Origin of the sequence: Microbacterium sediminis (assembly GCF_004564075.1) — a bacterium.
In the GTDB taxonomy this organism is placed as follows: Bacteria; Actinomycetota; Actinomycetes; order Actinomycetales; family Microbacteriaceae; genus Microbacterium; species Microbacterium sediminis.
Map to the genome: position 1 here is coordinate 1945030 of NZ_CP038256.1, position 23742 is coordinate 1968771.

Sequence of the window (23742 nt, forward strand, 5' to 3'; positions counted from 1 at the left end):
CCTCCAGGCACAGGGCCACGACCTCGACTCCGCTCCGGCGCTGCGCGCCTCCGGTCGACGAGCCCGGAGGGTTCCGGCTCGGGCGACCTGAGGCGAGACCGCCAGCGCCGATCGGGCTCAGTCGCGGATCTTCGCCCCGAACCGGTCCTCGGCGACCGCGACGCCGGCGAGCTTCGCCTCCGTCGCCTCCGCCGCCGTGAGCGTGCGGTCGTCGGCGCGGAAGCGCAGCGCGAACGTCAGGCTCTTGGAGCCGGCGGGCACGCCCTCGCCGCGGTAGTCGTCCACGAGCCGGATCGACTCCAGCAGCGGGCCGGCGCCCTCGACGAGCGCCGCGCGCAGCTCGGCCGCGGGCAGGGCCGCGTCGACGACGAGCGAGACGTCCTGGGTCGCCGCGGGGTAGGTCGACAGCGAGGCCACCACGACCCGCTCCCCCGCCAGGGAGAGCACACGGTCGAGGTCGAGCTCGGCGACCGTGACGCGGCCGGGCAGGTCGGCATCGGCCGCCACCCGGGGCAGCAGCTCGCCGACGTAGCCGACCTCCGCACCGTCGACCGAGAGCACGCCCGTGCGCCCCGGGTGCAGCGCGGCGCGCGCGCCCTGGGCGACGTCGATCGTCACGCCGGCGGCGACCCCGATCGCGCGGATCGCGTCGAGGGCCACCTCGAGGCCCGCGGCCTCGGCCGCGCGGCCCGGCTGCTTCGGCGAGACGTTGCCCGCCAGCAGCAGCGCGACGTGGCGCGGCTGCGGCGGCACCGAGGCCTCGATCTGCGCGAGCATCTCGTCGCTCGGCTTCTGCGCACGCGGCGGGTTGACGTCCGTGCCGTAGACGACGCCCGCCTCGGGCAGAAACACGCTGCCGACCTCGAACAGGGCCAGATCGGTGGTGCCGCGCGACAGGTTGCGGTGCGCCGTCTGCAGCAGGCCGGGGATGAGCGATCGCCGCAGGAACGGCGTGGTCTGATCGAGGGCGTTGGCGAGCCGGATGCCGGGCACCGGCTCCCCGGTGGCCGAGCCGTGGAGGTCGTTCTGCGTGGCCGAGACGAACGGGAACGAGGGCGTCTCGACGAAGCCGATCGCGGCCAGCGTGTTCGCCACGCGCCGGCGGCCCTGCTGGGCGGGCGTGTAGCCGCGGCCCGAGGGCGGCGTCGGCAGGATCGACGGCACCTTGTCGACATCGTCGACGCGCGCGACCTCCTCGGCCAGGGTCCACTTGTCGGTGAGGTCGGGGCGCCACGACGGCGGCGTGACCGTCCACCCGTCGGCGGCGTCCTCGACCGTGCAGCCGATGAGCTCGAGCGTCTCGCGGATGCGATCGGCGGCGTAGTCGACCCCGATCAGCCCCGGCACGAACGCGGCGGGCAGCGCGATGGCCTCGCGCTCGACGACGGCGCCGAGCGAGGAGCCGAGGGCGTCGGCGGTGCCGCCGGCGAGCTCCACCATGAGGTCGACCACGCGCTGCGCGGCCACCGGGGCGATGAGCGGGTCGACGCCGCGCTCGAAGCGGCGCGACGCCTCGCTGGGCAGCTTGTGCCGGCGCGCGGTGCGGGCGATCGACACGGCGTCGAAGGTCGCCGCCTCGACGAGCACGTCGGTGGTCGAGGCGCTCATCTCGGTCGCGGCCCCGCCCATGACGCCGGCGAGCCCGATCGGGCCGGACTCGTCGGCGATGAGCAGGTCCTCCGCGAAGAGCGCGCGCTCCTGGCCGTCGAGCGTGACGAGCGTCTCGCCCTCCGCCGCGCGGCGGACCGTGATGCCGCCGGTGAGGGTCGCCAGGTCGTAGCCGTGGATCGGCTGGCCCAGCTCGATCATGACGTAGTTCGTGATGTCGACGAGCAGCGAGATCGAGCGGATGCCCGCGAGCGTGAGGCGCGCGACCATCCACGGCGGCGTCGGGCGCGTGGCGTCCACTCCGCGCACCACCCGGGTGACGAACTCCGTCGCGCCCACGTTGCCGCGGATCGGCACGTCGTCGCGGACGGTCACGGGGAAGCCGGAGGCCGCCGCGACATCTTCGCGCAGGCCCGGGTCGGTGAACCGCGCGCCGGTCGAGAGCGCGTACTCGCGGGCCAGGCCGCGGATCGACAGCGCGTAGCCGCGGTCGGGGGTCACGTTCACGTCGACGGCGACGTCGTCGAGCCCGAGCAGCGCGATCGCGTCGGTGCCCACCTCGGCATCGACGCCCCACTCCACGAGGCGGATGATGCCGGAGTGCTCGTCGCCGAGCCCGAGTTCCTTGGCCGAGGCGATCATGCCGTCGGAGACGTGCCCGTAGGTCTTGCGCGCGGCGATCGGGAACGGACCGGGCAGCACGGCGCCCGGCAGCGTCACGACGACGGTGTCGCCCGGGACGAAGTTGGACGCGCCGCACACGATTCCGCGCACGCCGCCGTGGGCCTCGCCCACGTCGACCTGGCACCAGCGGATCGTCTTGCCGTTGGACTGCGGCTCTTCGACGAACTCGAGCACCTTGCCGACGACGATCGGCCCGGTCAGGTCGAAGGAGACGATCTCCTCCTCCTCGAAGCCGACCGACACGAGCGCCGCGAAGACGTCGTCGGGCGTCGCGTCCTGGGGAACCTCGACGAACTCACGCAGCCACGAAAGCGGGACGCGCATCACACCACCATCCCGAACTGCTCGCTGAAGCGCACATCGCCCTCGGCCATGTCGCGCATGTCCTGCACGTCCGAGCGGAACATCAGGGCCCGCTCGATCCCGATCCCGAACGCGAAGCCGCTGTAGACCTCCGGGTCGATCCCCGCCGCGCGCAGCACGTTGGGGTTGACCATGCCGCATCCGCCCCACTCGATCCAGCGCGCGCCGCCCTTGAACGTGGGGTGCCACAGGTCGAACTCGGCACTCGGCTCGGTGAACGGGAAGTAGTTGGTGCGCAGGCGCGTCTTGGCCTCCGGCCCGAACAGCTCGCGGGCGAGGTGGTCGAGCGTGCCCTTGAGGTGCGCCATCGTGATGCCCTTGTCGATCACGAGGCCCTCGGCCTGGGTGAAGACGGGCAGGTGCGTCGCGTCGAACTCGTCCGTGCGGTACACCTTGCCGGGCGAGAGCACGTAGATCGGCAGCTCGCGCTCGAGCATCGAGCGCATCTGCACGGGGCTCGTCTGCGTGCGCATGACGAGGTGCCGCTCGATCGGGTCGACGAAGAACGTGTCCTGGAGCTGACGGGCGGGGTGGTCCTCGTCGAGGTTGAGCGCGTCGAAGTTGAACCACTCGTGTTCGAGCTCGGGGCCCTCCGCGATCTCCCATCCCATGCCGACGAAGATGTCGCTGATCTGCTCCTGGAGCAGGCTCATCGGGTGGCGGGCGCCGGTGCGCGTGCGGCTGGCGACGGCCGTGATGTCGATGCGCTCGGCCTCGAGCTGCGCGGCGAGCTCGGCCTGCGCCAGCTCCTCCTCGCGGGCCGCGAGCGCCTGGCTCACGCGACCGCGCGCCGAGCCCACGAGCTTGCCGAACTCGGCCTTCTTCTCGTTGGGGACGTGGCGCATCTGCGCGTTGAGCGTCGCGAGCGCGCTTCCCTCTCCCTGGTGAGCGGAGCGGGCGGCCTTGAGCGCGGCGGTGTCGGGCGCGGCGGCGATCGCGGCCAGCGCGTCCGCGACCGCGGCCTCGACGGCCTCTGGCGTGATTTCGGGTGCATCGGACACGAGAGTCGAGTCTAGTTCGTCGCCCCGCGCCTCCCCGCCGACGACGACGCCCCCGCGGACCGGAGTCGGCGGGGGCGTCGTGCGGGAGGGGTCAGAGGTGCATACCCGGCCCCGGTGTCTGGCTGTGGCTCGACTTGGCCGTCGCGTTCGCATCGGCCTGAACCATGGCAATCGCACTCGTCGGGTCGGCGAGTTCCTCCGGCGTGTTCGCCACGCGGCTGCCCGTGCGCTTCGTTCCGCGCCGCGCGAGCCAGCGTGCGAACCAGGACAGACTCAGGTTCATAACCAGGTAGATCGCCAGCGTGACGAAGAAGAGCGAGAACAGGTACCGGTTGCCATAGAACGCGTTCAGGTTCGTCATCGTCGTGCGGATGATCTCCTGGTACGCCACGATGTAGCCGAGCGAGGTGTCCTTGAGAAGCACCACGAGCTGCGCGACGATGATCGGCAGCATCTGACGGAACGCCTGTGGGAACTCGACGATGAGGCGCGACTGCAACGTGGTCATGCCGACGCTCAGCGCCGCCTCACGCTGCCCCTTCGGCAGCGCGACGAGGCCGGCCCGGAGGGCCTCGCCGATCAGCGTGCCGTTATAGAGGATGAGCGCGATAACGACCGCCCAGAAGCTCCCGGTAGAGGCGACGAGGAGGATGAAGAGCATCATCAGCAGCACGGGCATGCCGCGGAGGAACTCCTGGAGCCACGTGATCGGCACACGGATCCACGGGTTCGTTGCGCTGCGCAGCAGCGAGAACACGACACCCAGGATGATCGCGCCGACCGCAGCGAGAGCCGCAGCACGGAGGGTATTCACAACGCCGGAGCCAATGAAGGTCCACACCTCGGGGTCGGCGAAGATGTCCCACCGACTGCCGTCGAACATGCCGGGCAAGGTGATGCCGCCCGATTGGCGGGGCGCCGCCAGGATCGCGATCCCCCAGGCAAGCACAGCCGCGATCGCGAGAAGAGCGACGACCGACAGCGTGCGGGAGAGCGCCCGCGCGCGGGGACCAGGGGCGTCGAACAAGACGCTCGAACCGCTCATCGTCGCACCACCAGCTTCTTCTCGAGTGCGCCGGCGGCAACGCCCAGCGGCACAGTGATCACGAGATACAGGGCCGCTGCCGTCACGAGGATCGGGATGACCATGTTCCCGTTGTCGTTGGCGAGCTGACGCGTCGACGCGAAGAGCTCCACGATGAAGAAGCCGCCCGCGACCGAGGTGTTTTTCGTCAGCGCGATGAAGACATTGATCAGCGGCGGGATCGTCATGCGGAACGCCTGCGGAAGCACCACGAGGGTGACCGTCTGCGCAAAGCCCAGGCCGATGCTGCGCGCTGCCTCCGCCTGCCCGACCGGCACGCCGTTGATGCCGGAGCGCAGGGCCTCCGCGACGAACGGCGAGGTGTAGTACGCCAGCGCGAGGAATGCGAGCGGCAGGTAGTCCCACCGCAGCCCGAGGAACGGGATGACGAAGGCGAAGAAGATGAAGACGAGCGTCAGCGGCGTGTTGCGCGCCACCTCGGTCCACACGGCTGCGAAGCCGCGCAACGAAGCGATAGGCGAGATGCGCATCGCGGCGATGATCGTGCCGAGCACCAGCGAGGCCATGCCCGCGACCGCGAGCAGCAGCAGCGTGACGAGGAAACCGTCGATGAAGGCTGGCCAGAGCGAGAGGTACTGCTCCATGCGCCTTCCTTTCCGTTGATGTCAGGGGCGGTGCCCCGGGCTCCTGAGAGCCCGGGGCACCTGCTCACAGCTGAGCGGGATCGATCAGTAGCGGTCGACTGCCGGCGGCTCGACATACGGGAGCACGGTGCCGGCGGTGGCGTTCCACGCCTCCTCGTAGCGACCGTCCTCGTACGCCTCCTCCAGAACGTCGTTGATCCACATGCGGAACTCGGTGTCGTCCTTGGCCAGGCCGATGCCATAGGGCTCCTCCGTGAAGGGCTCGCCCACGACCTTGAACTCGCCCTCGTTCTGGGCGGCGAGGCCCGCGAGGATCACGTTGTCCGTCGAGACGGCCACGACCTGGCCGCTGCGCAGCGGCTCGAGGCAGTTGCCGTAGGCGTCGGTGGCGACGACCTCGGCACCGAGCGTCTCGAGGTTGGCGGCCGGCGTGGAGCCCGTCACCGAGCACACCGGCTGACCGACGAGGTCCTCTTCGCTCTGGATGTCGTCGTTGTCTGCGAGCACGAGGATCGACTGACCAGCCATGTAGTACGGGCCGGCGAACGAGATGACTTCCTTGCGCTCGTCGTTGATCGTGTAGGTCGCGACGACGATGTCCACCTCGCCGTTCTCGATGAACGGCTCGCGGTTGGCCGAGACGGTCTCGACCCAGTTGATGTTGTCCTCGGAGATGCCCAGCTCGGCCGCGATGATCTTGCCGATCTCGACGTCGAAGCCCTCGGGGGTGCCCGACGGGCCCTGCAGGCCGAACAGCGGCTGGTCGAACTTGGTGCCGATGGTGATCTCACCGGCCTCCGCGAGCTCGGCCATGGTGGTGCCGGCCTCGAACTCCGGGTTCTCGACGGGCTCGGTGCCCGGGTCCTCGGTGGCGGTGGAGCACGCGGTGAGCGCCAGGGCGCCGGCCGCGGCCAGTGCCAGGAGCGGGAGTCGCATACGCTTCATGGTTTTTCCTTTGCTGTGTGTCGCCGCCAGGCGGCGCCGGGTCCGACCTCGTGGATCGGGCGGTCTCAGTGGGTAAGGATCTTCGACAGGAAGTCCTTGGCACGGTCGGACTGCGGGCTCGTGAAGAACTGCTCCGGCTCGGCCTCCTCGACGATCGCGCCGTCTGCCATGAAAAGCACGCGATCCGCCGCCTTCCGCGCGAAGCCCATCTCGTGGGTGACGACGATCATCGTCATCCCGTCCTGGGCGAGGCCCACCATGACATCGAGCACCTCGTTGATCATCTCGGGGTCGAGCGCGCTCGTGGGCTCGTCCATGAGGATCACCTTGGGGTTCATCGCGAGCGACCGGGCGATCGCGACGCGCTGCTGCTGTCCGCCGGAGAGCTGGCTCGGCATCTTGTTCGCCTGATTGGCCACACCGACGCGATCGAGGAGCGCCATCGCCTTCGCCTCAGCCTCAGCCTTCTTCATGCCGCGGACCTTGATGGGGCCCAGCGTGACGTTCTCGAGGACCGTCTTGTGCGCGAAGAGATTGAACGACTGGAAGACCATCCCCACGTCGCTGCGGAGCTCGGCGAGTGCCTTGCCTTCTTCGGGCAGCGCCTTGCCGTCGATCGAGATCCGGCCGGAATCGATCGTCTCGAGCCGATTGATCGCGCGGCAGAGGGTCGACTTGCCGGAGCCCGAGGGGCCGATGACGACGACCACCTCGCCGCGGTTGACGGTCGTGTTGATGTCCTTCAACACGTGAAGGTCGCCATAGTGCTTGTTTACGTTCTCGACCACGACCAGTGGCTCGCCGCGGCGAACCGAGATGTTCGACGTAGGAGGCGCAGGCGTGGATGCGTCGCTTGCCATGGGATCACCCTAGGCGGCAGACGATCTCTCGGCCAACTGGCGTGAGCCGCTTTACCGAGACGTAACACGACGGCGTCGCCGGTCGAACCCGCAGGGCGCGAGCTCGCGGGGTCAGGAGCGCTGGGCGAACGCGCTCTCGTAGAGGCACACGCTCGCGGCGGTGGCGAGGTTGAGCGACTCGGCCTTGCCGAAGATCGGCAGGCGCAGCGCGCGGTCGACGAGCTCGAGCGCGCCGTCCTCGAGCCCCCGGGCCTCGTTGCCGAACACCCAGGCGGTCGGGCCGGCCAGCGCGCCCTCGGCGCGCGCGGTCAGGAGGTCGTCGCCCTTGACGTCGGCGGCGATCACGGTCATCCCGGCGGCGTGGGCGCGCTCGATCACGTCGGGGAGGGCCGCGCCCACCGCGTACGGCAGGTGGAAGAGCGATCCGGTCGTGGAGCGGACGACCTTGGGGTTGTGCGGGTCGACCGTGCGGCCGGTGAGGATGACGGCATCGGCTCCGGCGGCGTCGGCGGCGCGGATGATCGTGCCCAGGTTGCCGGGATCGCGCACCTCCTCGCAGATGGCGACGAGCCGCGGCTCCCCCGCGAAGATCTCGCGGACGGACGTGGGCGTCTGTCGCGCGACGGCGAGGACGCCCTGCGGGGTGACGGTGTCGGCCATGGCCGAGAGCACCTGCTCGGTGACGTACTCGGCCTCGACGCCGGCGTCGGTGGCGAGGGTGCGGATGTCACCGTGGCGCTCGAGCGCGGTGGGCGTGACGAAGAGGTCGACGATCGCGCCGGGCGCGTACTCGAGGCCCTCGCGCACGGCCTGCGGGCCCTCGAGCAGGTACAGACCGGTCTCGTCGCGCGCGTTGCGCTTGGCGAGCTTGGCGACGGCCCGCACGCGCGGGGATCGGGGGTTCTCGAGCACGTCTCCAGCCTAGGCGCGGCCCCGCCCCGGCCGGGTGCGACGCGCGCCCGCAGGAGCGCGGGAACGCGAAAGCGGGGCGCCCCCGAAGGGACGCCCCGCTTCACGAGGGTGATGCTTACGCGGCCTTGGGCGCGTTCACGTCGGCCGGCAGGGCCTTCTTGGCGACCTCGACGAGCGAGGCGAAGGCGGCGGGCTCGTTGACGGCCAGCTCGGCGAGCATGCGGCGGTCGACCTCGACCTCGGCCAGGGCGAGGCCCTGGATGAGGCGGTTGTAGGTGATGCCGTTCTGGCGGGCAGCGGCGTTGATGCGCTGGATCCAGAGGCGACGGAACTCGCCCTTCTTCTTGCGGCGGTCGCGGTACGCGTAGACGAGCGAGTGGGTGACCTGCTCCTTCGCCTTGCGGTACAGGCGCGAACGCTGGCCACGGTAACCCGAGGCGCGCTCGAGGATGACGCGACGCTTCTTCTGGGCGTTGACAGCCCGCTTGACTCTAGCCATTCTTCAGATTCCTAACGTGATCTCGCGTCGTCTCAGCGACCGAGGAGCTTCTTGACGACCTTGAGGTCGTTGCCCGAGATGACCTGGTCCTGGTTGAGGCGGCGGGTGCGACGGCTCGACTTGTGCTCGAGGTTGTGGCGCATGCCAGCCTGCTGCTTCTTGATCTTGCCGCTGCCGGTGATCTTGAAGCGCTTCTTGCTGCCCGAGTGGGTCTTCTGCTTCGGCATCTTCTCTTCCTTACGTTGGCGCCCCTCGGGGCGACGCTTTGTGCTTGCCCGCCGCGGCGGGAAGTGTGTGGGGGGGCTTACTCGGCCGAGGCCGCGTCGGCCTCCGCCTGCTCCGCAGCGGTCTTGGCCGCGCGAGCGGCCTCGCGGTTCGCGGCGCGGGCCGCGTTCTGCTCGGCCTTCGCGTCGGACTTGTTGCGGTGCGGGGCGATCACCATCGTCATGTTGCGGCCGTCCTGGGTGGGACGGTGCTCGACCGATCCGAACTCCGCGACATCCTCGGCGAACTTCTGCAGCAGCTTCACGCCCATCTCGGGCCGCGACTGCTCGCGACCGCGGAACAGGATCATGGCCTTGACCTTGTCGCCGGCCTGAAGGAACCCCTCGGCGCGCTTGCGCTTGGTGTCGTAGTCGTGCTGATCGATCTTGAGGCGGAAGCGGACCTCCTTGAGGACCGTGTTCGCCTGGTTGCGGCGAGCCTCCTTGGCCTTCTGCGCGGCCTCGTACTTGAACTTGCCGTAGTCCATGATCTTGACCACGGGAGGCTTCGAGTTGGGGGCCACCTCGACCAGGTCGAGATCGGCTTCCTGAGCCAGACGCAGGGCGGCCTCGATGCGGACGACGCCGATCTGCTCGCCGTTCGGTCCGACGAGTCGGACCTCCGGAACGCGGATGCGCTCGTTGGTGCGGGGATCGCTGATGCGGAACTCCTTGGGTGCGATGGCTGCGGCCACCGTGGCGCGACGTTCACGACACGGGCGGGAGAGAAACTCAGCATCCACCCGTGCACGACGAAGACGTCGGCTCACCCGAACATCCAGAACCCGCCGTTACTCGTTCTCTGGATGACTACCCGCTGATCGCGGGCGGAGTGTGACCCGGTAGCCTTAGACGGCAAGCGCGGGTGGGATGTGAATCCTCTTTCGTCCGGAATACATTCCGGAGCCGCCCCAAGACTACCAGAAAGCCCCGATGAGCACCATTCCGTCTCACAGCCACTCGTTCGACGCGGACCGCCACGCGCGCTGGGAGGAACAGGAGCAGGCCGCCGAGGCGGCGGGCGCCGCGCGCGACATCGCGGACGTGCCGGCCGTGGAGGTCATCGCCTCCGCCTGCATCCACCTCATGAGCGCCGCCGCCGTCAAGCTCGGCCTGGGCGAGGAGGAGAACGCCGAGGAGCTGACCGACCTCGACGAGGCGCGCAAGCTGATCAACGCCCTCGCGGGCCTCGTGACGGCCGCCGCCCCCGAGATCAGCGACTCGCACGCGCGCCCCATCCGCGACGGCCTGCGCTCGCTGCAGCTGCGCTTCCGCGAGATCTCGACAATCCCCGACGCGCCCGGCAAGGGCCCCGGCGAGAAGTTCACCGGCTCCGTCATCTGACGCCGTCAGCCGCGGGCGAGCGACACCTGGAGCGAATCGACGAGCACGGCGATCCGGTCATCGCTCGCCCAGCGGCGCGCGAGGCGCTGCAGCACGGCGTCGAGCTCGGATCGCTCCAGCCCGTCGACGAGCGTGAGCTGCACGATCAGCTCAGGGCCGCGCAGGCGCGCCTGGGGGTCGCCGGGCGCGACGCCCAGATCGAGCACCGCGAGCTCCTGCCCGATCGACTCCTGCAGCCCCCGGTAGACCTCGGGGCTGGTCCACGACGGCTCCCACGGCTGCGCCTGGGCGATCGCCCACACGGCGGGCCGGCGCACGACGAACTCCGTGTCGCTGGTGGGATCGACGACGACCAGGTCGGTCTGCTCCCCCGCCGCCGCCAGCGCCGCGCGGGTGCCGGCGACGGGGATCGGCCGCGCCTGCGGATCCCAGCGGCGCATCGTCTCGACGCAGGAGAACACCGGGAGCACCGTGCGGCCATCGGGGGCCGCCACCGTGACGATCGACAGCTCCTGCGTCTTGTCGACGGCCAGCCCGTGGGCGCCGATCCCCTCGTCACCCTTCTCGGCCACGAGGGGCACGAGCACGCGGGCCTCGCGCAGGGCGTCGACGACCGCGACGGGATCGCCGGTGCCGTCGCGGAAGCGCGTCAGCGCCTCCCAGAGCCGGGGGTCGGCCGATCCGTCATCGCCCGCCGCGGGGTTCGGGCGGAACGCGCGACCCTGCCACGGCACCCCCGCCGAGTCCTCGCGCGACGGGTCGTGCGATCCCTGCGGAGCGCCGTGATCGGGCATCAGTTCGAGGCGACGTCGAGGGCCTCGGCCAGCGTGAAGGCGCCGGCGTAGAGCGCCTTGCCGACGATCGCGCCCTCGACGCCCTCGGGCACCAGCTCGCGCAGGGCGATGAGGTCGTCGAGGCTCGAGACGCCGCCGGAGGCGATGACCGGCTTGTCGGTGCGCGAGGCGACCTCGCTCAGCAGCTGCAGGTTCGGGCCCTTGAGCGTGCCGTCCTTGGTGACGTCGGTGACGACGTAGCGGGCACAGCCGGCCTCCTCGAGGCGGTCGAGCACCTCCCAGAGGTCGCCGCCCTCCTGGGTCCAGCCGCGCGCCGCGAGGGTGGTGCCGCGCACGTCGAGGCCGACGGCGATCGCGTCGCCGTAGCGGCCGATGATCGACGCGGTCCACTCGGGGTTCTCGAGCGCCGCCGTGCCGAGGTTGATGCGGTGGGCGCCGCTGTCGAGCGCGGCCTCCAGCGACGCGTCGTCGCGGATGCCGCCCGACAGCTCGATGTTCACGCCGCGCACGTGCTTGAGCACCTTGCGGATGATGCCGGCGTTGTTGCCCCGGCCGAAGGCCGCGTCGAGGTCGACCAGGTGGATCCATTCGGCCCCCTGGTCGGCCCACTGCTCGGCGGCCTCGATGGGGTCGCCGTAGCTGGTCTCCGTGCCGGCCTCACCCTGGGTGAGTCGGACGGCCTTGCCACCCGCGACGTCGACGGCCGGAAGCAGGATCAGGCCGGGGGTGGACGCGAAATCGTTCATAGCTCCTCGTGCGGGCGGGGACGTTACCGCAGAACGCACAAGCTCCGAGGGTACGCGCGCAACGCCGATCGATCCAATCGGACGGGAATGTCGGTCAGGCTCGCAGCGTTTCGATCCAGTTACGCAGCAGCGCGATGCCCGCCGCGCCCGACTTCTCGGGGTGGAACTGCGTCGCCGTGAGCGGCCCGTTCTCGACCGCGGCGATGAAGCGCCCGCCGTGCGTGGCCCACGTGACCGCGGGCTGCGGGAAGGGCGCCTGCACGTCGAGCGTCCACTCCTGCGCCGCGTAGGAGTGGACGAAGTAGAAGCGCTCGTCGGCGATGCCGCGGAACAGCACCGAGTCCTCCGGCGCCTCGACGGTGTTCCAGCCCATGTGCGGCACCACGGGGGCCTCGAGCTCGGTCACCACGCCCGGCCACTCCCCCAGTCCCTCGGTGTCGGCCCCGCGCTCGATGCCGCGCTCGAACATCACCTGCATGCCCACGCAGATGCCCATGACGGGACGTCCGCCGGCGAGGCGGCGCTCGATGAGCTCGCCGCCGCGGACGGCCTCGAGCTGCTCCATCACGGCCTGGAAGGCGCCGACGCCGGGCACGAGCAGGCCGTCGGCCTCCAGCACGAGCGCGCGGTCGCGGGTGAGGCGCACGTCGCCGCCGGCGGCCTGCAGCGCCTTGACGGCCGAGTGGACGTTGCCCGATCCGTAGTCGAGGACGGCGACGAGGGGACGCTCGGTCACAGCGCGCCCTTCGTGGACGGGATGCCCTGCACGAGCGGGTCGAGCGCCTTGGCCTGCCGGAAGGCGCGCGCGAAGGCCTTGAACTCGGCCTCCGCGATGTGGTGCGGGTCGCGGCCGCCCAGCACGCGCACGTGGACCGTCAGGCCCGCGTTGAACGCGATCGCCTCGAAGGAGTGGCGCACGAGGGAGCCGGTGAAGTGGCCGCCGATGAGGTGGTGCTCGAAGCCCGCGGGCTCGCCGGTGTGCACGAGGTAGGGGCGGCCCGAGATGTCGACCACCGCCTGCGCGAGTGCCTCGTCGAGCGGCACGAGCGCGTCGCCGTAGCGGGAGATGCCGGCCTTGTCGCCCAGCGCCTCGCGGATGGCCTGGCCCAGGACGATCGAGACGTCCTCGGCGGTGTGGTGCGCGTCGATGTGCGTGTCGCCGGTCGCCTTCACGGTGAGGTCGGTCAGCGAGTGCTTCGCGAACGCCGTGAGGAGGTGATCGAAGAACGGCACGCTCGTGTCGATGCTGCTGTGCCCCGTGCCGTCGAGGTTCAGCTCGAGCTCGACGGAGGACTCGCTCGTGGAGCGGACACGGCTGGCGGTGCGCGCGGTCGTCATGACTCGAGTCTAGTTCCGCGCGTCGGGAGGCTCCTCGGAGTCGTCAGTTGCCGATCTCCGCGAGCGCCTCGAGGAACGCGGTCGTCTCCTCCTCGGTCCCCGCGGTCACGCGCAGGTGGCCGGGGATGCCGATGTCGCGCACGAGGATGCCCCGTTCGCGCAGCAGCTCCCAGGTGCGGGCCGGATCGGCGACGCCGCCGAAGAGCACGAAGTTCGTCCAGGAGGGGTAGACCGTGTAGCCGAGGGCCTCGAGCGTCGCCGACATCCGATTGCGCTGCTCCACGATCTCCTCGACCGTGTGCAGCATCGTGTCGGCGTGACGCAGCGCGGCCGTGGCCGCCGCCTGGGTGAGCGCGGACAGGTGGTACGGCAGCCGGACGAGCCGGAGCGCGTCGATGAACGCCGGATCGGCGGCGAGATAGCCCACGCGCGCGCCGGCGAACGCGAACGCCTTGCTCATGGTGCGTGACACGGCCAGCCGCGGGCGCCCCTCGAGCAGGGTGAGCGCCGACTGCTCCTCGCGCGGCGCGAACTCCCAGTACGCCTCGTCGACGATCACGATGCCGTCGGTGGCGTCGTAGACCGCCTCGATCACGTCGAGCGACAGGGGCGTGCCGGTGGGGTTGTTCGGCGAGCAGAGGAACACGATGTCGGGACGGGCGTCGGCGACCTGACGCGCCGCGTCGTCGGCGTCGATGGCGAAGCCGGGGCCGCGGGTGCCCGCGATCCATTCCGAGCCGACGCCGCGCGCGATCAGGCTGTACATCGAGTAGGTGGGCGCGAAGCCGAACGCCGTGCGCCCCGGGCCGCCGAAGGCCTGCAGGACGTGCTGGAGCACCTCGTTCGATCCGTTGCCGGCCCAGATCTGCTCCGGCGCCAGGCCGTGGCCGAGGTAGTCGGCGAAGCCCTGGCGCAGCTCGGTGAACTCGCGGTCGGGGTAGCGGTTGACGTCGCGCAGCACGCGCGCGACGGCGTCGGCGATGTCGTCGGCGACCTCGTCGGGGACCGGGTGGGTGTTCTCGTTGACGTTGAGGGCCACCGGGACCGGCATCTGCGGCGCCCCGTAGGGCTTCTGCCCGCGCAGGTCGGGGCGGAGGGGAAGGTCGTCGAGTCCGATCGCTCGATCGACGGTCACGGAAGCGGGATTGGCAGGGTCCGAGGTCACGGACACCATGGTAAGACCGCCGGGCTGTGCGCGCTCAGTGTCCGAACGCGGCCGGCACGGAGATCTGCTGCCCCGGGGTGAGCATGCCACCGGCGAGGTTGTTGAGGTTCTTGAGCTCGTAGATCACGTCGCGCGGGTCGTGCCCGGGGGCGACCTCCTGCGCGATGCTCCACAGCGTGTCGCCCGCGGACACCGTGACGATGTCGAACGCCTCGGCGCCCGCGCCGTCCTCGCGCGAGGCGAGCGCGGTGCCGCCGCCGATGATCGCGGCGGCCAGGCCGGCGACGACGGGAGCGGCCGCCAGGGCGGCCAGCACGCGGCGCCCGCGCGCCGTCAAGCGCAGGCGGGTGCGAGGCGCGGCGATGCGGGGTGCCGAGGGACCTGCCGAGAGGATCGCGGTGCTCATGTCGTGCTCCTTGTCTGAGAGGCCTCGCACCCGCCTCGGCCGGGAGGCGGGGTGCGAAGCTCTGTTCCGAGTATATCTTCGAGTGTTCGAACGTGTCAACGGTATTCGGAACCCCCGACATTCGGATCGGAACCGACACGCTCGAACAAATCTCCCGAAGACCCCGACGAATTCGCTACTGTCGAGGGCGAGGGACACGTAACCAGTGACCTCCGACATTCGAACGAGGAGCATGAGATGAGCGACGCCGCGGCCGACATCGCCGGCATCGACGACAAGCCGCGCACGCGTCGTCGCCGGAACCTCAGCGAGAAGCAGATGGCCATCCTCGAGGTGATCCAGCGCTCCATTCAGCGCAACGGGTACCCGCCGAGCATGCGCGAGATCGGCGACGCCGTGGGCCTGAAGTCGCTCTCCAGCGTCACCCACCAGCTCGGCCAGCTCGAGCTGAGCGGCTACCTGCGCCGCGATCCCGGCAAGACCCGGGCCATGGAGGTCCTCATCGACCTGCCCGGCCTGTCGGGCGAGAACGTCGACGCCGACGCCCCCTCGGTCGGCGACGCGGCGATGGTCCCGCTCGTGGGCCGCATCGCCGCCGGCGTGCCGATCACCGCCGATCAGCAGGTCGAGGAGATCTTCCCGCTCCCCCGCCAGCTCGTGGGCAAGGGCGAGCTGTTCATGCTGAAGGTGGTCGGCGAGTCGATGATCGACGCCGCCATCTGCGACGGCGACTGGGTGGTCGTCCGGGCGCAGAACACGGCCGAGAACGGCGACATCGTGGCCGCCATGCTCGACGGCGAGGCGACCGTCAAGGCGTTCCGGCAGCGCGACGGCCACACCTGGCTGCTGCCGCGGAACTCGGCGTTCGAGCCGATCCTGGGCGACGAAGCGACGGTGCTCGGCAAGGTCGTCGCCGTGCTGCGCGCCGTCTGAGCCCGGCATATCGCGACCTGCACCACGGGTGGGACTCGCCTAGGTTGGGACGCGTGACGATTGCACCCTACGGATCCTGGCCGTCCCCGATCAGCGCCGCCGACGTGGCGGGAGGGTCGCTGCGCCTCGACGGCGCGCGCTTCGTCGGCGACGAGATCTGGTGGAGCGAGGGCATCCCGGCCGAGCGCGGCCGCACGGCGCTGCTGCGCACCGGGAGCGATGCGCAGACGGGCGAGGCCGAGGTGCTGCTGCCGGCGCCGTGGAGCATGCGCTCGCGCGTGCACGAGTACGGCGGCGGCGCCTGGACGGCCGACGACCGCGGCACGGCCTACTTCGTCGAGCAGTCCGATCAGCGGGTCTACCGCTTCACCCCCGGCAACGAGCCGGTGCCGCTCACGCCCGCCGGCGGCGGCGCGCACGGCGACCTGACCCTGGCCGAGGGCGCGCTCTGGGCGGTGCGCGAGCGCGACAGCGGCACCGCCGTGCCGGCGCGCGACATCGTGCGCATCCCGCTCGACGGATCGGGGGCGGACGACGCCGACGCGATCACGAGCGTCGTCGCCGGGAGCGACTTCCTCGCCTACCCCGCGCCGCGGGCCGGCCGGCTCGCATGGATCGCCTGGAACCACCCCGACATGCCATGGGACGCCGCCGAGCTGCGCGTGGGCGCGCTCGGCGCCGACGGCCGCGTGGCGGAGCAGACCGTCGTGGCGGGCGGCCGCGCGGACGGACGCAGCATCTCGGCGCTCCAGCCCGAGTGGACCGGCGACCACGAGCTCGTCTTCGTCGCCGACATCCCGCGCGAGGGAGGGGACGCGCGCTGGAACCTGCACTGGGTCCGCTTCGACGGCCTCACGGCCATCGGGCCCGAGCCGATCATGCCGGCCGACGCCGACACGGGAGGCCCGCTGTGGAACCTCGGCGCCCGCTGGTACGGCGCCCTCGATGACGGCCGCATCGTCGCGGTCCAGACGAACGGCTCGGACGCGCTCGTCGTGATCGACCCGACCTGCGGCGGCGAGGACAGCCTCGTCACGCCGCTGACCGGAGACGTGCTCGTGCGCCACGTGCGCGGCGAGCGCCTGCTGCTCACGGGCGCCGGTGCGACGGTGCCGGGCGGGCTGTGGCTGCTCGACGTCGACGCCCACACGATCGTTCCCGTCCGCGGCGGGGTGCCCAGCGGCGATCTCGACCCGAGCTGGATGTCCGTCGCCCGCGCGATGACGTTCCCTGGCCCCAACGGACCGGTGCACGCGTTCGACTATCCCCCCACGAACCCCGAGGTCACCGCGCCGCCCGAGGAGCGGCCGCCGTACCTCGTGCTCGTCCACGGCGGGCCCACCAGCCGCGTCTCGGGCACGCAGTCGCTCGTGGTGTCGTACTTCACGAGCCGCGGCATCGGCGTGCTCGATGTGAACTACGGCGGCTCCAGCGGCTACGGCCGCGCCTACCGCGAGCGGCTGCGCGGCGCGTGGGGCGTGGTGGACGTGCAGGACACGGCGGCCGCGGTGACCGGCATGGTGGAGGCGGGCCTGGCGGACGGCGCGCGCGTGGCGATCAAGGGCGGCTCCGCCGGCGGCTGGACGGTGCTGTGCGCCGTCGCCGACACCGACGTGTTCGCGGCCGGGATCAGCCGCTACGGCGTCGCCGACCTGCGCCGGCTCGCCGAGGACACGCACGACTTCGAGGCCCGTTACCTCGACGGGCTCGTGGGCCCGCTGCCGGAGGCCGAGGACGTCTACATCGCCCGCTCCCCGCTGTCGCGGCCCGAGACGCTGCGCACGCCGCTGCTGATCCTGCAGGGCGCCGATGACCCGGTCGTGCCGCCCAGCCAGTCCGAGGCGCTGCGCGACGCGCTGGCCGGCAACGGCGTGCCGCACGCGTACATCCTGTTCGAGGGCGAGTCCCACGGCTTCCGCCGCGCCGAGACGCTGCAGCGGGCGTTCGAGGCGGAGCTGGCGTTCCTCGGCGCCGTGCTCGGCTTCTCCACCCCCGGCGTCGCGCCGCTGCCCCTGGACTGAGGCTCAGCCGCGGCGGCGCACGGCCGCCAGCAGCAGCGCGCCGGCGGCGGCCCCGACCGCGTACCACGCCAGGTCGGGGCCGTGAAAGGTCGTGCCGAGGATCAGCCGGGCGAGGGGGTGGCCCGCCAGCTGCGCCGGGATGCGGGTGAGCTGGAACAGCTCGACGGCGGCGCTCAGCGCGAACGCGATGACGCCCGCGAGCACCGCTCGGATCCGCGGCGCGACGAGCACGACGAGCCACAGCACGAGCACGGCGTACAGCGCGACCCCCGCGTCCTTGGCCACGTCGCCGCCGCCGAACGCACGCACGCCCAGGCCGGCCGCGATCGTGAGCGCCGCGGCCGCCGCGGCGGTCCACCGTGTGCGCTCGGCGCCCGTCGCCGCGGCCTCGACCGGCGCCGCGCGCTCGTCCCGCACCGACGGATCCCGGCTCAGAGCGTGAACGGCTCGAGCTCGGACGCCAGGCGAGCGCTCACCCGCGCGTGCACGAACGTGCCCTCCGACTCGTGCCGACGCTCGAGCAGCTGACCGGTCTCGTGGATCGCCGAGACGAGATCGCCGCGGCTGTACGGCACGACGGCGCGCAGCTCGACCTCGGGCAGCGGCAGCGCGTCCTCCACGACGCGCCGCAGCTCATCGATCCCCTCCCCCGTGCGCGACGAGACGAACACGGCCTTGGGCTCGAGCCCGTGCAGCACGAGACGGGTGGCCTCGTCGACGAGATCGGACTTGTTGAAGACGATGATCTCCGGCACCTCGCGCGCGCCGACCTCGCCCATGACGTCGCGGACCGTCTGGATCTGCCCGGCCGGGTCGGGGTGGTGGGCGTCGACGACGTGCAGGAGCACGTCGGCGTCCGCGACCTCCTCGAGCGTGGAGCGGAAGGCCTCGACGAGCTGGTGCGGCAGGTTCCGCACGAAGCCGACGGTGTCGGCGAGCGTGTACACGCGGCCGTCGCTCGTCTCGGTGCGGCGCACGGTCGCATCCAGCGTGGCGAACAGCGCGTTCTCGACGAGCACGCCGGCGCTCGTGAGCCGGTTCAGCAGGCTCGACTTGCCGGCGTTGGTGTAGCCGGCGATCGCGACCGACGGGATCGTGTTGCGCTTGCGCTCGCTGCGCTTGGCGTCGCGCGCCGGGGCGAAGTCGCGGATCTGGCGGCGCAGCTGCGCCATGCGCGTGCGGATGCGGCGCCGGTCCAGCTCGATCTTCGTCTCACCGGGGCCGCGCGATCCCATGCCGGCGCCGCCGGCGCCCACCTGGCCACCGGCCTGACGGCTCATCGACTCACCCCAGCCGCGCAGGCGCGGGAGCAGGTACTCGAGCTGTGCGAGCTCGACCTGCGCCTTGCCCTCGCGGGTCTTGGCGTGCTGGGCGAAGATGTCGAGGATCACGGCGGTGCGGTCGATCACCTTGACCTTGACGACGTCCTCGAGGGCACGCCGCTGCGACGAGGCGAGCTCGGTGTCGGCGATCACGGTGTCGGCGCCGAGCGAGGCGACGAGGTCCTTGAGCTCCTCGGCCTTGCCGCGGCCGAGGTAGGTGGCGGGGTCGGGGTGCGGGCGCCGCTGCAGCACGCCGTCGAGCACCACGGCGCCGGCGGTCTCGGCGAGCGCCGCCAGCTCGCGCAGGGAGTTCTCGGCGTCGACCTGCGAGCCCTGGGAGTACACGCCCACGAGCACGACGTTCTCGAGGCGCAGCTGCCGGTACTCGACCTCGGTGACGTCCTCGAGCTCGGTCGACAGGCCGGGCACGCGGCGCAGCGCGTGGCGCTCCTCGCGGTCCCACTGCTCGCCGTCGTCGGAGCCGTAGGCGGTCGCCTCGTCCTGCAGCGCCTGGGCCGCGCCGAACACCCGCACGCCCGATCGGGTGTCGGCGTGCGAGAGCACGCGCTCGACCGGATCGATCAGCTCCTCGTGAGTGGTGGACGATTCGGACGACGTGGATTCCGTCATGCGCTCCCTGTCTGTGTGCGATGCAAGCCCTTCAGGATATGCGATCCAGCTGGATAACGGCAGGTGGTGGTCTGCTCGGATCTGGGCGTAGGAGCGAGGCGGTGCTCTCCGGTACGGTGGACGCCTATGGCGGATCACTATTTCAGCGAGACGCCCGCCAGCGCCGAGAACCTTCGGCGCATCCGCATCCCGATCGCCGGCCGTGAGGTCGAGCTGACGACCGCGGCCGGTGTCTTCAGCCCCGAACGCCTCGACATCGGCACGAAGGTCCTGCTCGACAGCATGCCGGAGCCGCCCGCGGGCGGGGACTTCCTGGACCTGGGGTGCGGCTGGGGGCCGATCTCGCTCACGCTCGCGACGCTGTCGCCGCACGCCCGCATCTGGGCGGTCGACGTCAACGAGCGCGCGCTCGACCTGGTGCGGCGCAACGCCGACGAGCTCGGGCTGTCGAACGTCCGCGCCGTCCGGCCGGAGGAGGTCCCCTCCGACGTCTCGTTCCGCACGATCCGCTCGAATCCCCCGATCCGCGTGGGCAAGTCGATCCTGCACGAGCTGCTGGAGACGTGGATCCCGCGGCTGGCGGAGCGCTCCGATGCCTACCTCGTCGTGAAACGGGATCTCGGATCCGACTCCCTGCAGCGCTGGCTGGCGGCGACGTTCGCCGACGGGTACAGCGTGTATCGCACCGCGACCGCCAAGGGGTTCCGCGTGCTGAAGGTGCGCCGCCACGGCGATCCCGCCACGGCGCCGATCGAGACGCTCTAGCGTCAGCCCTCGAGCGTTCGGCGCGCGGCCTCAGGCCAGCGTGACCGTGCCGGTGTAGACGAGCGTGGCCGGTCCCGACAGGGCGACGTGCTCGCCGTCCTCGGCCGGAAACATGCGCACCCCGAGCCGCCCGCCGGGCACGTCGACGCGCCAGTGGCTCGGGGCGCCCTGCCCGGCCCACTCGCGCACGGCCAGCGCGGTCGCCGCGACGCCCGTGCCGCAGCTCAGGGTCTCGCCCACGCCGCGCTCGAACACGCGCATGCGCACGTGGCCGACGCCGTCGCGCACGAGCGGTTCCTGCGGCACGACGAACTCGATGTTGGCGCCGTGCTCGGGCAGGGGCTCGACGATCGGCTGCACCGTGAGGTCGAGGCTCGCCAGCTCGTCCTCCGAGGCGATCGCCACGACGACGTGCGGGTTGCCGACGTCGATGCCGAGGCCCGGTCGGGCGACGTCGATGCCGCGCGCGCGGACGGTCGGCTCCCCCGGCGTCGCGCGCCAGCGGCCGAGGTCCACCTGGAAGCCGGTCTCGCTCCGCGTGACGTCGCGGACGCCGGCGCGCGTGCCGATGGGAAGCGTCGAGCCGGGCTCGAGCGCGGCCAGGCCGGTGTCGAGCAGGTACTTCGCGAACACGCGGACGCCGTTGCCGCACATCTCGGCCTTCGATCCGTCGGCGTTGCGGTAGTCCATGAACCACTCCGCGGCCGGCTCCTCCTCGAGCGACGCGGCACCCTCGGGGATGTTCGCCGAGCGCACGACCCGCAGCAGGCCGTCTGCCCCGATGCCGAAGCGGCGGTCGCACAGCGCCGCGACCTGGTCGTCGCGGAGGTCGAGCTCGCCGTCGGGATCGGCGACGATGACGAAGTCGTTGCCCGTGCCGTGGCCCTTGGTGAACGCGATCTCGGTCATCGCCCCAGTCTACGGAGGCGCCGCGCCGCCCCGGCGCTCAGGACCGGGCGAGCGCGCGCGGGTCGGCGGTGCCCGCCTCGAGCCAGCGCACGCCCGCGTAGCGCTTGAACCAGCTCACCTGGCGACGGGCGTAGCGGCGGGTGAGGGCCTGCGTCTCGGCGATCGCCTCGTCGTGGGTCAGCTCGCCCCGCAGCTGCGCGAGCGCCTGGGCGTAGCCGATCGCCCGGCGCGCGGTGGTGCCCCGCTCCAGGCCGCGTTCGCGCAGCCGCGCCGTCTCCTGGAGCATGCCGTCGGCCCACATGCGCTCCACGCGGCGGTCGAGCCGCTCGATGAGCGCGGGCCGATCGAGCGCGAGGCCGATGACCGTCGCCTCGCGCCACGGCAGCGGCTCGTCGGGCAGCGCGGCCCCGTGCGTGCGCTCGCCCTGCGCGAGGATCTCGAGCGCGCGCACGATGCGCCGGCCGTTGCGCGGGTCCACGCGCTCGGCGGTGGCCGGATCGAGCTCGCGCAGGCGCGCGTACAGCGTGCCGGGGCCGCTGCGCTCCAGCTCGGCCTCGAGCTGCGCGCGCGTCGTCTCGTCGCGCGGCGGGAAGCGGAAGTCGAACAGCACGCTCGAGACGTACAGCCCCGAGCCGCCGACGAGGATCGCGTGGTGACCGCGGCCGAGGATCGCGTCGATCGCGCCGCGCGCATCGTCCTGGTAGCGGGCGACGGCGGCGTCCTCGGTCACGTCGAGCACGTCGAAGAGGTGATGCGGGATCCCGCGCCGCTCACCCGGCGGCACCTTGGCGGTCCCGATGTCCATGCCGCGGTAGAGCTGCATGGCGTCGGCGTTGACGATCTCGGCCGGCGTGCCGTCGTCGCCGAGGGCCTCGGCGAGGTCGAGGGACAGATCACTCTTGCCGGTCCCCGTGGCGCCGATGACGGCCCAGAGCCGCGCACCGGGCATCGCGGTCAGACGCCGACGCGCAGGGTCGGCAGGCCGAGCCTGACGGGGCCGCCCGCCGCACCCGATGGGTGGCCGTCGGCGGCGGGAACGCCGCACGACTCGGCCTGGGTGCGGTCCCAGGCGTCGCCGGCCCGCGTGCGGCGGATGCGCAGCGGGGCGCCGTCGATCGAGTCGGCCAGCAGGTGCGACGGGGCGGCGTGCGTGACGGTGACCGTCACCACGTCGCCCGGGCGCGGCAGGTCGCTGCCGGCGGGCACCTCGAAGTGCACGAGGCGGTTGTCCTCGGCGCGGCCGGTGAGGCGATGCGTCTCCGCGTCCTTCTTGCCCTCGCCCGTGGAGACGAGCACCTCGAGCTCGCGGCCGAGCTGCTTCTCGTTCTCCTCGAGCGTGATGCGCTGCTGGAGCGCGATGAGGCGGTCGTAGCGCTCCTGCACGACCTCCTTCGGCACCTGGTTCGGCATCGTCGCGGCGGGGGTGCCCTCGCGGATGGAGTACTGGAACGTGAAGGCGCTCGCGAAGCGGGCCTGCTCGACGACGCGGAGCGTGTCCTGGAAGTCCTCCTCGGTCTCGCCCGGGAAGCCGACGATGATGTCGGTCGAGATGGCGGCGTGCGGGATCCGCTCGCGCACCTTCTCGAGGATGCCGAGGAACTTCTCGCTGCGGTACGAGCGGCGCATGGCGCGCAGGATGCGGTCGCTGCCCGACTGCAGCGGCATGTGCAGCTGTGGCATGACCTGCGGCGTCTCCGCCATCGCGTCGATCACGTCGTCGGTGAAGGCGGCGGGGTGGGGGCTCGTGAAGCGGATGCGCTCGAGGCCCGGAATCTCGCCCGCGGCGCGCAGCAGCTTGCCGAACGCCTGGCGGTCGCCGAACTCGACGCCGTACGAGTTGACGTTCTGCCCGAGGAGGGTGACCTCGATGGCGCCGTCCTCGACGAGCAGCCGGATCTCGTTCAGGATGTCGCCGGGGCGGCGGTCCTTCTCCTTGCCGCGCAGGCTCGGCACGATGCAGAACGTGCACGTGTTGTTGCACCCGACCGAGATCGACACCCAGCCGCTGTAGACCGAGTCGCGCTTGGTGGGGAGCGTGGACGGGAAGGTCTCGAGCGACTCGAGGATCTCGAGCTCGGCCTCCTCGTTGTGGCGCGAGCGCTCGAGCAGACGCGGCAGCGAGCCCATGTTGTGGGTGCCGAACACCACGTCGACCCACGGCGCCTTGCGCTGCACGGTCTCCTTGTCCATCTGCGCGAGGCAGCCGCCGACGGCGATCTGCATCCCCTCGTGCTTGTCCTTGCGGGACTTGAGGTGCCCGAGGGTGCCGTAGAGCTTGCCGGCGGCGTTCTCGCGCACGGCGCAGGTGTTGATGATGACGACGTCGGCGTCCTCGCCCTCCGCCGCCCGCACGTAGCCGGCGCTCTCGAGCGAGCCCGCGAGCCGCTCCGAGTCGTGCACGTTCATCTGGCACCCGAAGGTGCGCACCTCGTACGAGCGGGGCCGTCCGTCGGCGGTGAGCGCGGCGGGCGACGCTTCGATGAGGGTGGGGGTGCTGGATGGAGTGCTCATGACCTGGTCATTCTACGGTCCCGCGGATGGGGCG

25 protein-coding genes are annotated in these 23742 nt (G+C 71.5%); 4 read left to right on the top strand and 21 right to left on the bottom strand.

Annotation, left to right across the window (positions count from 1 at the left end; all coding sequences use genetic code 11):
• Window positions 1–117 precede the first annotated feature (117 nt).
• The 10 genes from pheT to infC form a co-directional block, all read right to left on the bottom strand.
• Window positions 118–2616: a phenylalanine--tRNA ligase subunit beta gene (gene pheT, locus E3O41_RS09270; protein WP_135012289.1), complete on the bottom strand. Its 2499-nt coding sequence runs from the start codon at window positions 2614–2616 to the stop codon at window positions 118–120.
• The gene (gene pheS, locus E3O41_RS09275) at window positions 2616–3656 is read right to left on the bottom strand and encodes a phenylalanine--tRNA ligase subunit alpha (RefSeq protein WP_067026074.1); all 1041 of its coding nucleotides are present in this window, start codon (window positions 3654–3656) and stop codon (window positions 2616–2618) included. Before pheS ends, pheT begins: the two co-directional genes overlap by 1 nt.
• A gap of 91 nt (window positions 3657–3747) precedes the next feature.
• Window positions 3748–4701 carry an amino acid ABC transporter permease gene (locus E3O41_RS09280; protein WP_067026076.1) on the bottom strand — a complete coding sequence of 318 codons (954 nt, stop codon included), beginning with the start codon at window positions 4699–4701 and terminating at the stop codon, window positions 3748–3750.
• Complete coding sequence (locus E3O41_RS09285) at window positions 4698–5345, bottom strand: amino acid ABC transporter permease (protein ID WP_067026079.1); 648 nt, start codon at window positions 5343–5345, stop codon at window positions 4698–4700. The genes E3O41_RS09280 and E3O41_RS09285 overlap by 4 nt, the downstream gene beginning before the upstream one ends.
• Before the next feature lie 84 nt (window positions 5346–5429).
• Window positions 5430–6290, bottom strand: coding sequence for a glutamate ABC transporter substrate-binding protein (locus E3O41_RS09290; protein WP_135012291.1), 861 nt, complete (start codon window positions 6288–6290; stop codon window positions 5430–5432).
• Between the two features lie 65 nt (window positions 6291–6355).
• Window positions 6356–7150: an amino acid ABC transporter ATP-binding protein gene (locus tag E3O41_RS09295; RefSeq protein ID WP_067026083.1), complete on the bottom strand. Its 795-nt coding sequence runs from the start codon at window positions 7148–7150 to the stop codon at window positions 6356–6358.
• 111 nt (window positions 7151–7261) lie between these two features.
• Window positions 7262–8062: a TrmH family RNA methyltransferase gene (locus E3O41_RS09300; RefSeq protein WP_067026084.1), complete on the bottom strand. Its 801-nt coding sequence runs from the start codon at window positions 8060–8062 to the stop codon at window positions 7262–7264.
• A gap of 115 nt (window positions 8063–8177) precedes the next feature.
• A complete protein-coding gene (gene rplT, locus E3O41_RS09305) occupies window positions 8178–8561 on the bottom strand; it encodes a 50S ribosomal protein L20 (protein ID WP_067026088.1) in 384 nt (127 codons plus the stop codon).
• A 32-nt stretch (window positions 8562–8593) separates the two neighbouring features.
• On the bottom strand, window positions 8594–8788 hold the full coding sequence (gene rpmI, locus E3O41_RS09310) for a 50S ribosomal protein L35 (protein WP_067026090.1): 195 nt from the start codon (window positions 8786–8788) through the stop codon (window positions 8594–8596).
• 77 nt (window positions 8789–8865) lie between these two features.
• The gene (gene infC / locus E3O41_RS09315) at window positions 8866–9519 is read right to left on the bottom strand and encodes a translation initiation factor IF-3 (RefSeq protein ID WP_083990926.1); all 654 of its coding nucleotides are present in this window, start codon (window positions 9517–9519) and stop codon (window positions 8866–8868) included.
• Between the two features lie 238 nt (window positions 9520–9757).
• Here infC and E3O41_RS09320 point away from each other — a divergent pair, with 238 nt between their 5' ends.
• Window positions 9758–10168, top strand: a complete 411-nt coding sequence (locus E3O41_RS09320) for a DUF1844 domain-containing protein (protein ID WP_067026092.1) — start codon at window positions 9758–9760, stop codon at window positions 10166–10168.
• Window positions 10169–10173: 5 nt separating this feature from the next.
• Here the strand turns inward: E3O41_RS09320 and E3O41_RS09325 are convergent, their stop codons facing one another.
• The 6 genes from E3O41_RS09325 to E3O41_RS09350 all read right to left on the bottom strand — a co-directional run bounded on the left by E3O41_RS09325 (window position 10174) and on the right by E3O41_RS09350 (window position 14617).
• A complete protein-coding gene (locus E3O41_RS09325) occupies window positions 10174–10962 on the bottom strand; it encodes an SseB family protein (protein ID WP_067026094.1) in 789 nt (262 codons plus the stop codon).
• Window positions 10962–11708 carry a bifunctional 1-(5-phosphoribosyl)-5-((5-phosphoribosylamino)methylideneamino)imidazole-4-carboxamide isomerase/phosphoribosylanthranilate isomerase PriA gene (gene priA, locus E3O41_RS09330; protein WP_067026096.1) on the bottom strand — a complete coding sequence of 249 codons (747 nt, stop codon included), beginning with the start codon at window positions 11706–11708 and terminating at the stop codon, window positions 10962–10964. The genes E3O41_RS09325 and priA overlap by 1 nt, the downstream gene beginning before the upstream one ends.
• A gap of 94 nt (window positions 11709–11802) precedes the next feature.
• The gene (gene hisH, locus E3O41_RS09335; RefSeq protein ID WP_067026098.1) at window positions 11803–12444 is read right to left on the bottom strand and encodes an imidazole glycerol phosphate synthase subunit HisH; all 642 of its coding nucleotides are present in this window, start codon (window positions 12442–12444) and stop codon (window positions 11803–11805) included.
• Window positions 12441–13046, bottom strand: coding sequence for an imidazoleglycerol-phosphate dehydratase HisB (hisB, locus tag E3O41_RS09340; RefSeq protein ID WP_067026100.1), 606 nt, complete (start codon window positions 13044–13046; stop codon window positions 12441–12443). Before hisB ends, hisH begins: the two co-directional genes overlap by 4 nt.
• A gap of 43 nt (window positions 13047–13089) precedes the next feature.
• Window positions 13090–14211, bottom strand: coding sequence for a histidinol-phosphate transaminase (locus E3O41_RS09345; RefSeq protein ID WP_240482366.1), 1122 nt, complete (start codon window positions 14209–14211; stop codon window positions 13090–13092).
• Window positions 14212–14245: 34 nt separating this feature from the next.
• The gene (locus E3O41_RS09350) at window positions 14246–14617 is read right to left on the bottom strand and encodes a LysM peptidoglycan-binding domain-containing protein (RefSeq protein WP_067026104.1); all 372 of its coding nucleotides are present in this window, start codon (window positions 14615–14617) and stop codon (window positions 14246–14248) included.
• Window positions 14618–14854: 237 nt separating this feature from the next.
• Here E3O41_RS09350 and lexA point away from each other — a divergent pair, with 237 nt between their 5' ends.
• Together lexA and E3O41_RS09360 are read left to right on the top strand one after the other, a co-directional pair.
• Entirely contained in the window at window positions 14855–15550 is a 696-nt protein-coding gene (gene lexA, locus E3O41_RS09355; RefSeq protein ID WP_067026106.1) for a transcriptional repressor LexA, read from the top strand.
• Between the two features lie 53 nt (window positions 15551–15603).
• Window positions 15604–17571 (top strand): S9 family peptidase, encoded by a 1968-nt coding sequence (locus tag E3O41_RS09360; RefSeq protein WP_067026109.1) that lies wholly within the window; start codon window positions 15604–15606, stop codon window positions 17569–17571.
• A gap of 3 nt (window positions 17572–17574) precedes the next feature.
• On the opposite strand, the gene E3O41_RS09365 is transcribed toward E3O41_RS09360, so the two are convergent.
• A complete protein-coding gene (locus E3O41_RS09365) occupies window positions 17575–17988 on the bottom strand; it encodes a DUF2809 domain-containing protein (protein WP_067026111.1) in 414 nt (137 codons plus the stop codon).
• Window positions 17989–18002: 14 nt separating this feature from the next.
• A complete protein-coding gene (gene hflX, locus E3O41_RS09370; protein ID WP_067026112.1) occupies window positions 18003–19523 on the bottom strand; it encodes a GTPase HflX in 1521 nt (506 codons plus the stop codon).
• Window positions 19524–19649: 126 nt separating this feature from the next.
• Between hflX and E3O41_RS09375 the strand changes: the two genes are divergently transcribed.
• On the top strand, window positions 19650–20288 hold the full coding sequence (locus tag E3O41_RS09375) for a class I SAM-dependent methyltransferase (RefSeq protein WP_067026114.1): 639 nt from the start codon (window positions 19650–19652) through the stop codon (window positions 20286–20288).
• Window positions 20289–20318: 30 nt separating this feature from the next.
• Here E3O41_RS09375 and dapF read toward each other — a convergent pair whose 3' ends face one another.
• From dapF to miaB, 3 genes are read right to left on the bottom strand one after another with little or no spacing between them, the layout of a single operon-like run.
• Entirely contained in the window at window positions 20319–21197 is an 879-nt protein-coding gene (gene dapF / locus E3O41_RS09380; RefSeq protein ID WP_067026116.1) for a diaminopimelate epimerase, read from the bottom strand.
• A gap of 37 nt (window positions 21198–21234) precedes the next feature.
• Window positions 21235–22146 (bottom strand): tRNA (adenosine(37)-N6)-dimethylallyltransferase MiaA, encoded by a 912-nt coding sequence (miaA, locus tag E3O41_RS09385; RefSeq protein WP_067026118.1) that lies wholly within the window; start codon window positions 22144–22146, stop codon window positions 21235–21237.
• Between the two features lie 5 nt (window positions 22147–22151).
• Window positions 22152–23708, bottom strand: coding sequence for a tRNA (N6-isopentenyl adenosine(37)-C2)-methylthiotransferase MiaB (gene miaB, locus E3O41_RS09390; RefSeq protein WP_067026121.1), 1557 nt, complete (start codon window positions 23706–23708; stop codon window positions 22152–22154).
• Between the last annotated feature and the right edge of the window lie 34 nt (window positions 23709–23742).

Coding starts and splice junctions, on each gene's coding strand:
- pheT (WP_135012289.1), bottom strand. CDS start 2,616: ATGCGCGTCCCGCTTTCGTGGCTGCGTGAGTTCGTCGAGGTTCCCCAG.
- E3O41_RS09280 (WP_067026076.1), bottom strand. CDS start 4,701: ATGAGCGGTTCGAGCGTCTTGTTCGACGCCCCTGGTCCCCGCGCGCGG.
- E3O41_RS09285 (WP_067026079.1), bottom strand. CDS start 5,345: ATGGAGCAGTACCTCTCGCTCTGGCCAGCCTTCATCGACGGTTTCCTC.
- E3O41_RS09290 (WP_135012291.1), bottom strand. CDS start 6,290: ATGAAGCGTATGCGACTCCCGCTCCTGGCACTGGCCGCGGCCGGCGCC.
- E3O41_RS09295 (WP_067026083.1), bottom strand. CDS start 7,150: ATGGCAAGCGACGCATCCACGCCTGCGCCTCCTACGTCGAACATCTCG.
- rplT (WP_067026088.1), bottom strand. CDS start 8,561: ATGGCTAGAGTCAAGCGGGCTGTCAACGCCCAGAAGAAGCGTCGCGTC.
- rpmI (WP_067026090.1), bottom strand. CDS start 8,788: ATGCCGAAGCAGAAGACCCACTCGGGCAGCAAGAAGCGCTTCAAGATC.
- E3O41_RS09320 (WP_067026092.1), top strand. CDS start 9,758: ATGAGCACCATTCCGTCTCACAGCCACTCGTTCGACGCGGACCGCCAC.
- E3O41_RS09325 (WP_067026094.1), bottom strand. CDS start 10,962: ATGCCCGATCACGGCGCTCCGCAGGGATCGCACGACCCGTCGCGCGAG.
- priA (WP_067026096.1), bottom strand. CDS start 11,708: ATGAACGATTTCGCGTCCACCCCCGGCCTGATCCTGCTTCCGGCCGTC.
- hisB (WP_067026100.1), bottom strand. CDS start 13,046: ATGACGACCGCGCGCACCGCCAGCCGTGTCCGCTCCACGAGCGAGTCC.
- E3O41_RS09350 (WP_067026104.1), bottom strand. CDS start 14,617: ATGAGCACCGCGATCCTCTCGGCAGGTCCCTCGGCACCCCGCATCGCC.
- lexA (WP_067026106.1), top strand. CDS start 14,855: ATGAGCGACGCCGCGGCCGACATCGCCGGCATCGACGACAAGCCGCGC.
- hflX (WP_067026112.1), bottom strand. CDS start 19,523: ATGACGGAATCCACGTCGTCCGAATCGTCCACCACTCACGAGGAGCTG.
- E3O41_RS09375 (WP_067026114.1), top strand. CDS start 19,650: ATGGCGGATCACTATTTCAGCGAGACGCCCGCCAGCGCCGAGAACCTT.
- dapF (WP_067026116.1), bottom strand. CDS start 21,197: ATGACCGAGATCGCGTTCACCAAGGGCCACGGCACGGGCAACGACTTC.
- miaA (WP_067026118.1), bottom strand. CDS start 22,146: ATGCCCGGTGCGCGGCTCTGGGCCGTCATCGGCGCCACGGGGACCGGC.
- miaB (WP_067026121.1), bottom strand. CDS start 23,708: ATGAGCACTCCATCCAGCACCCCCACCCTCATCGAAGCGTCGCCCGCC.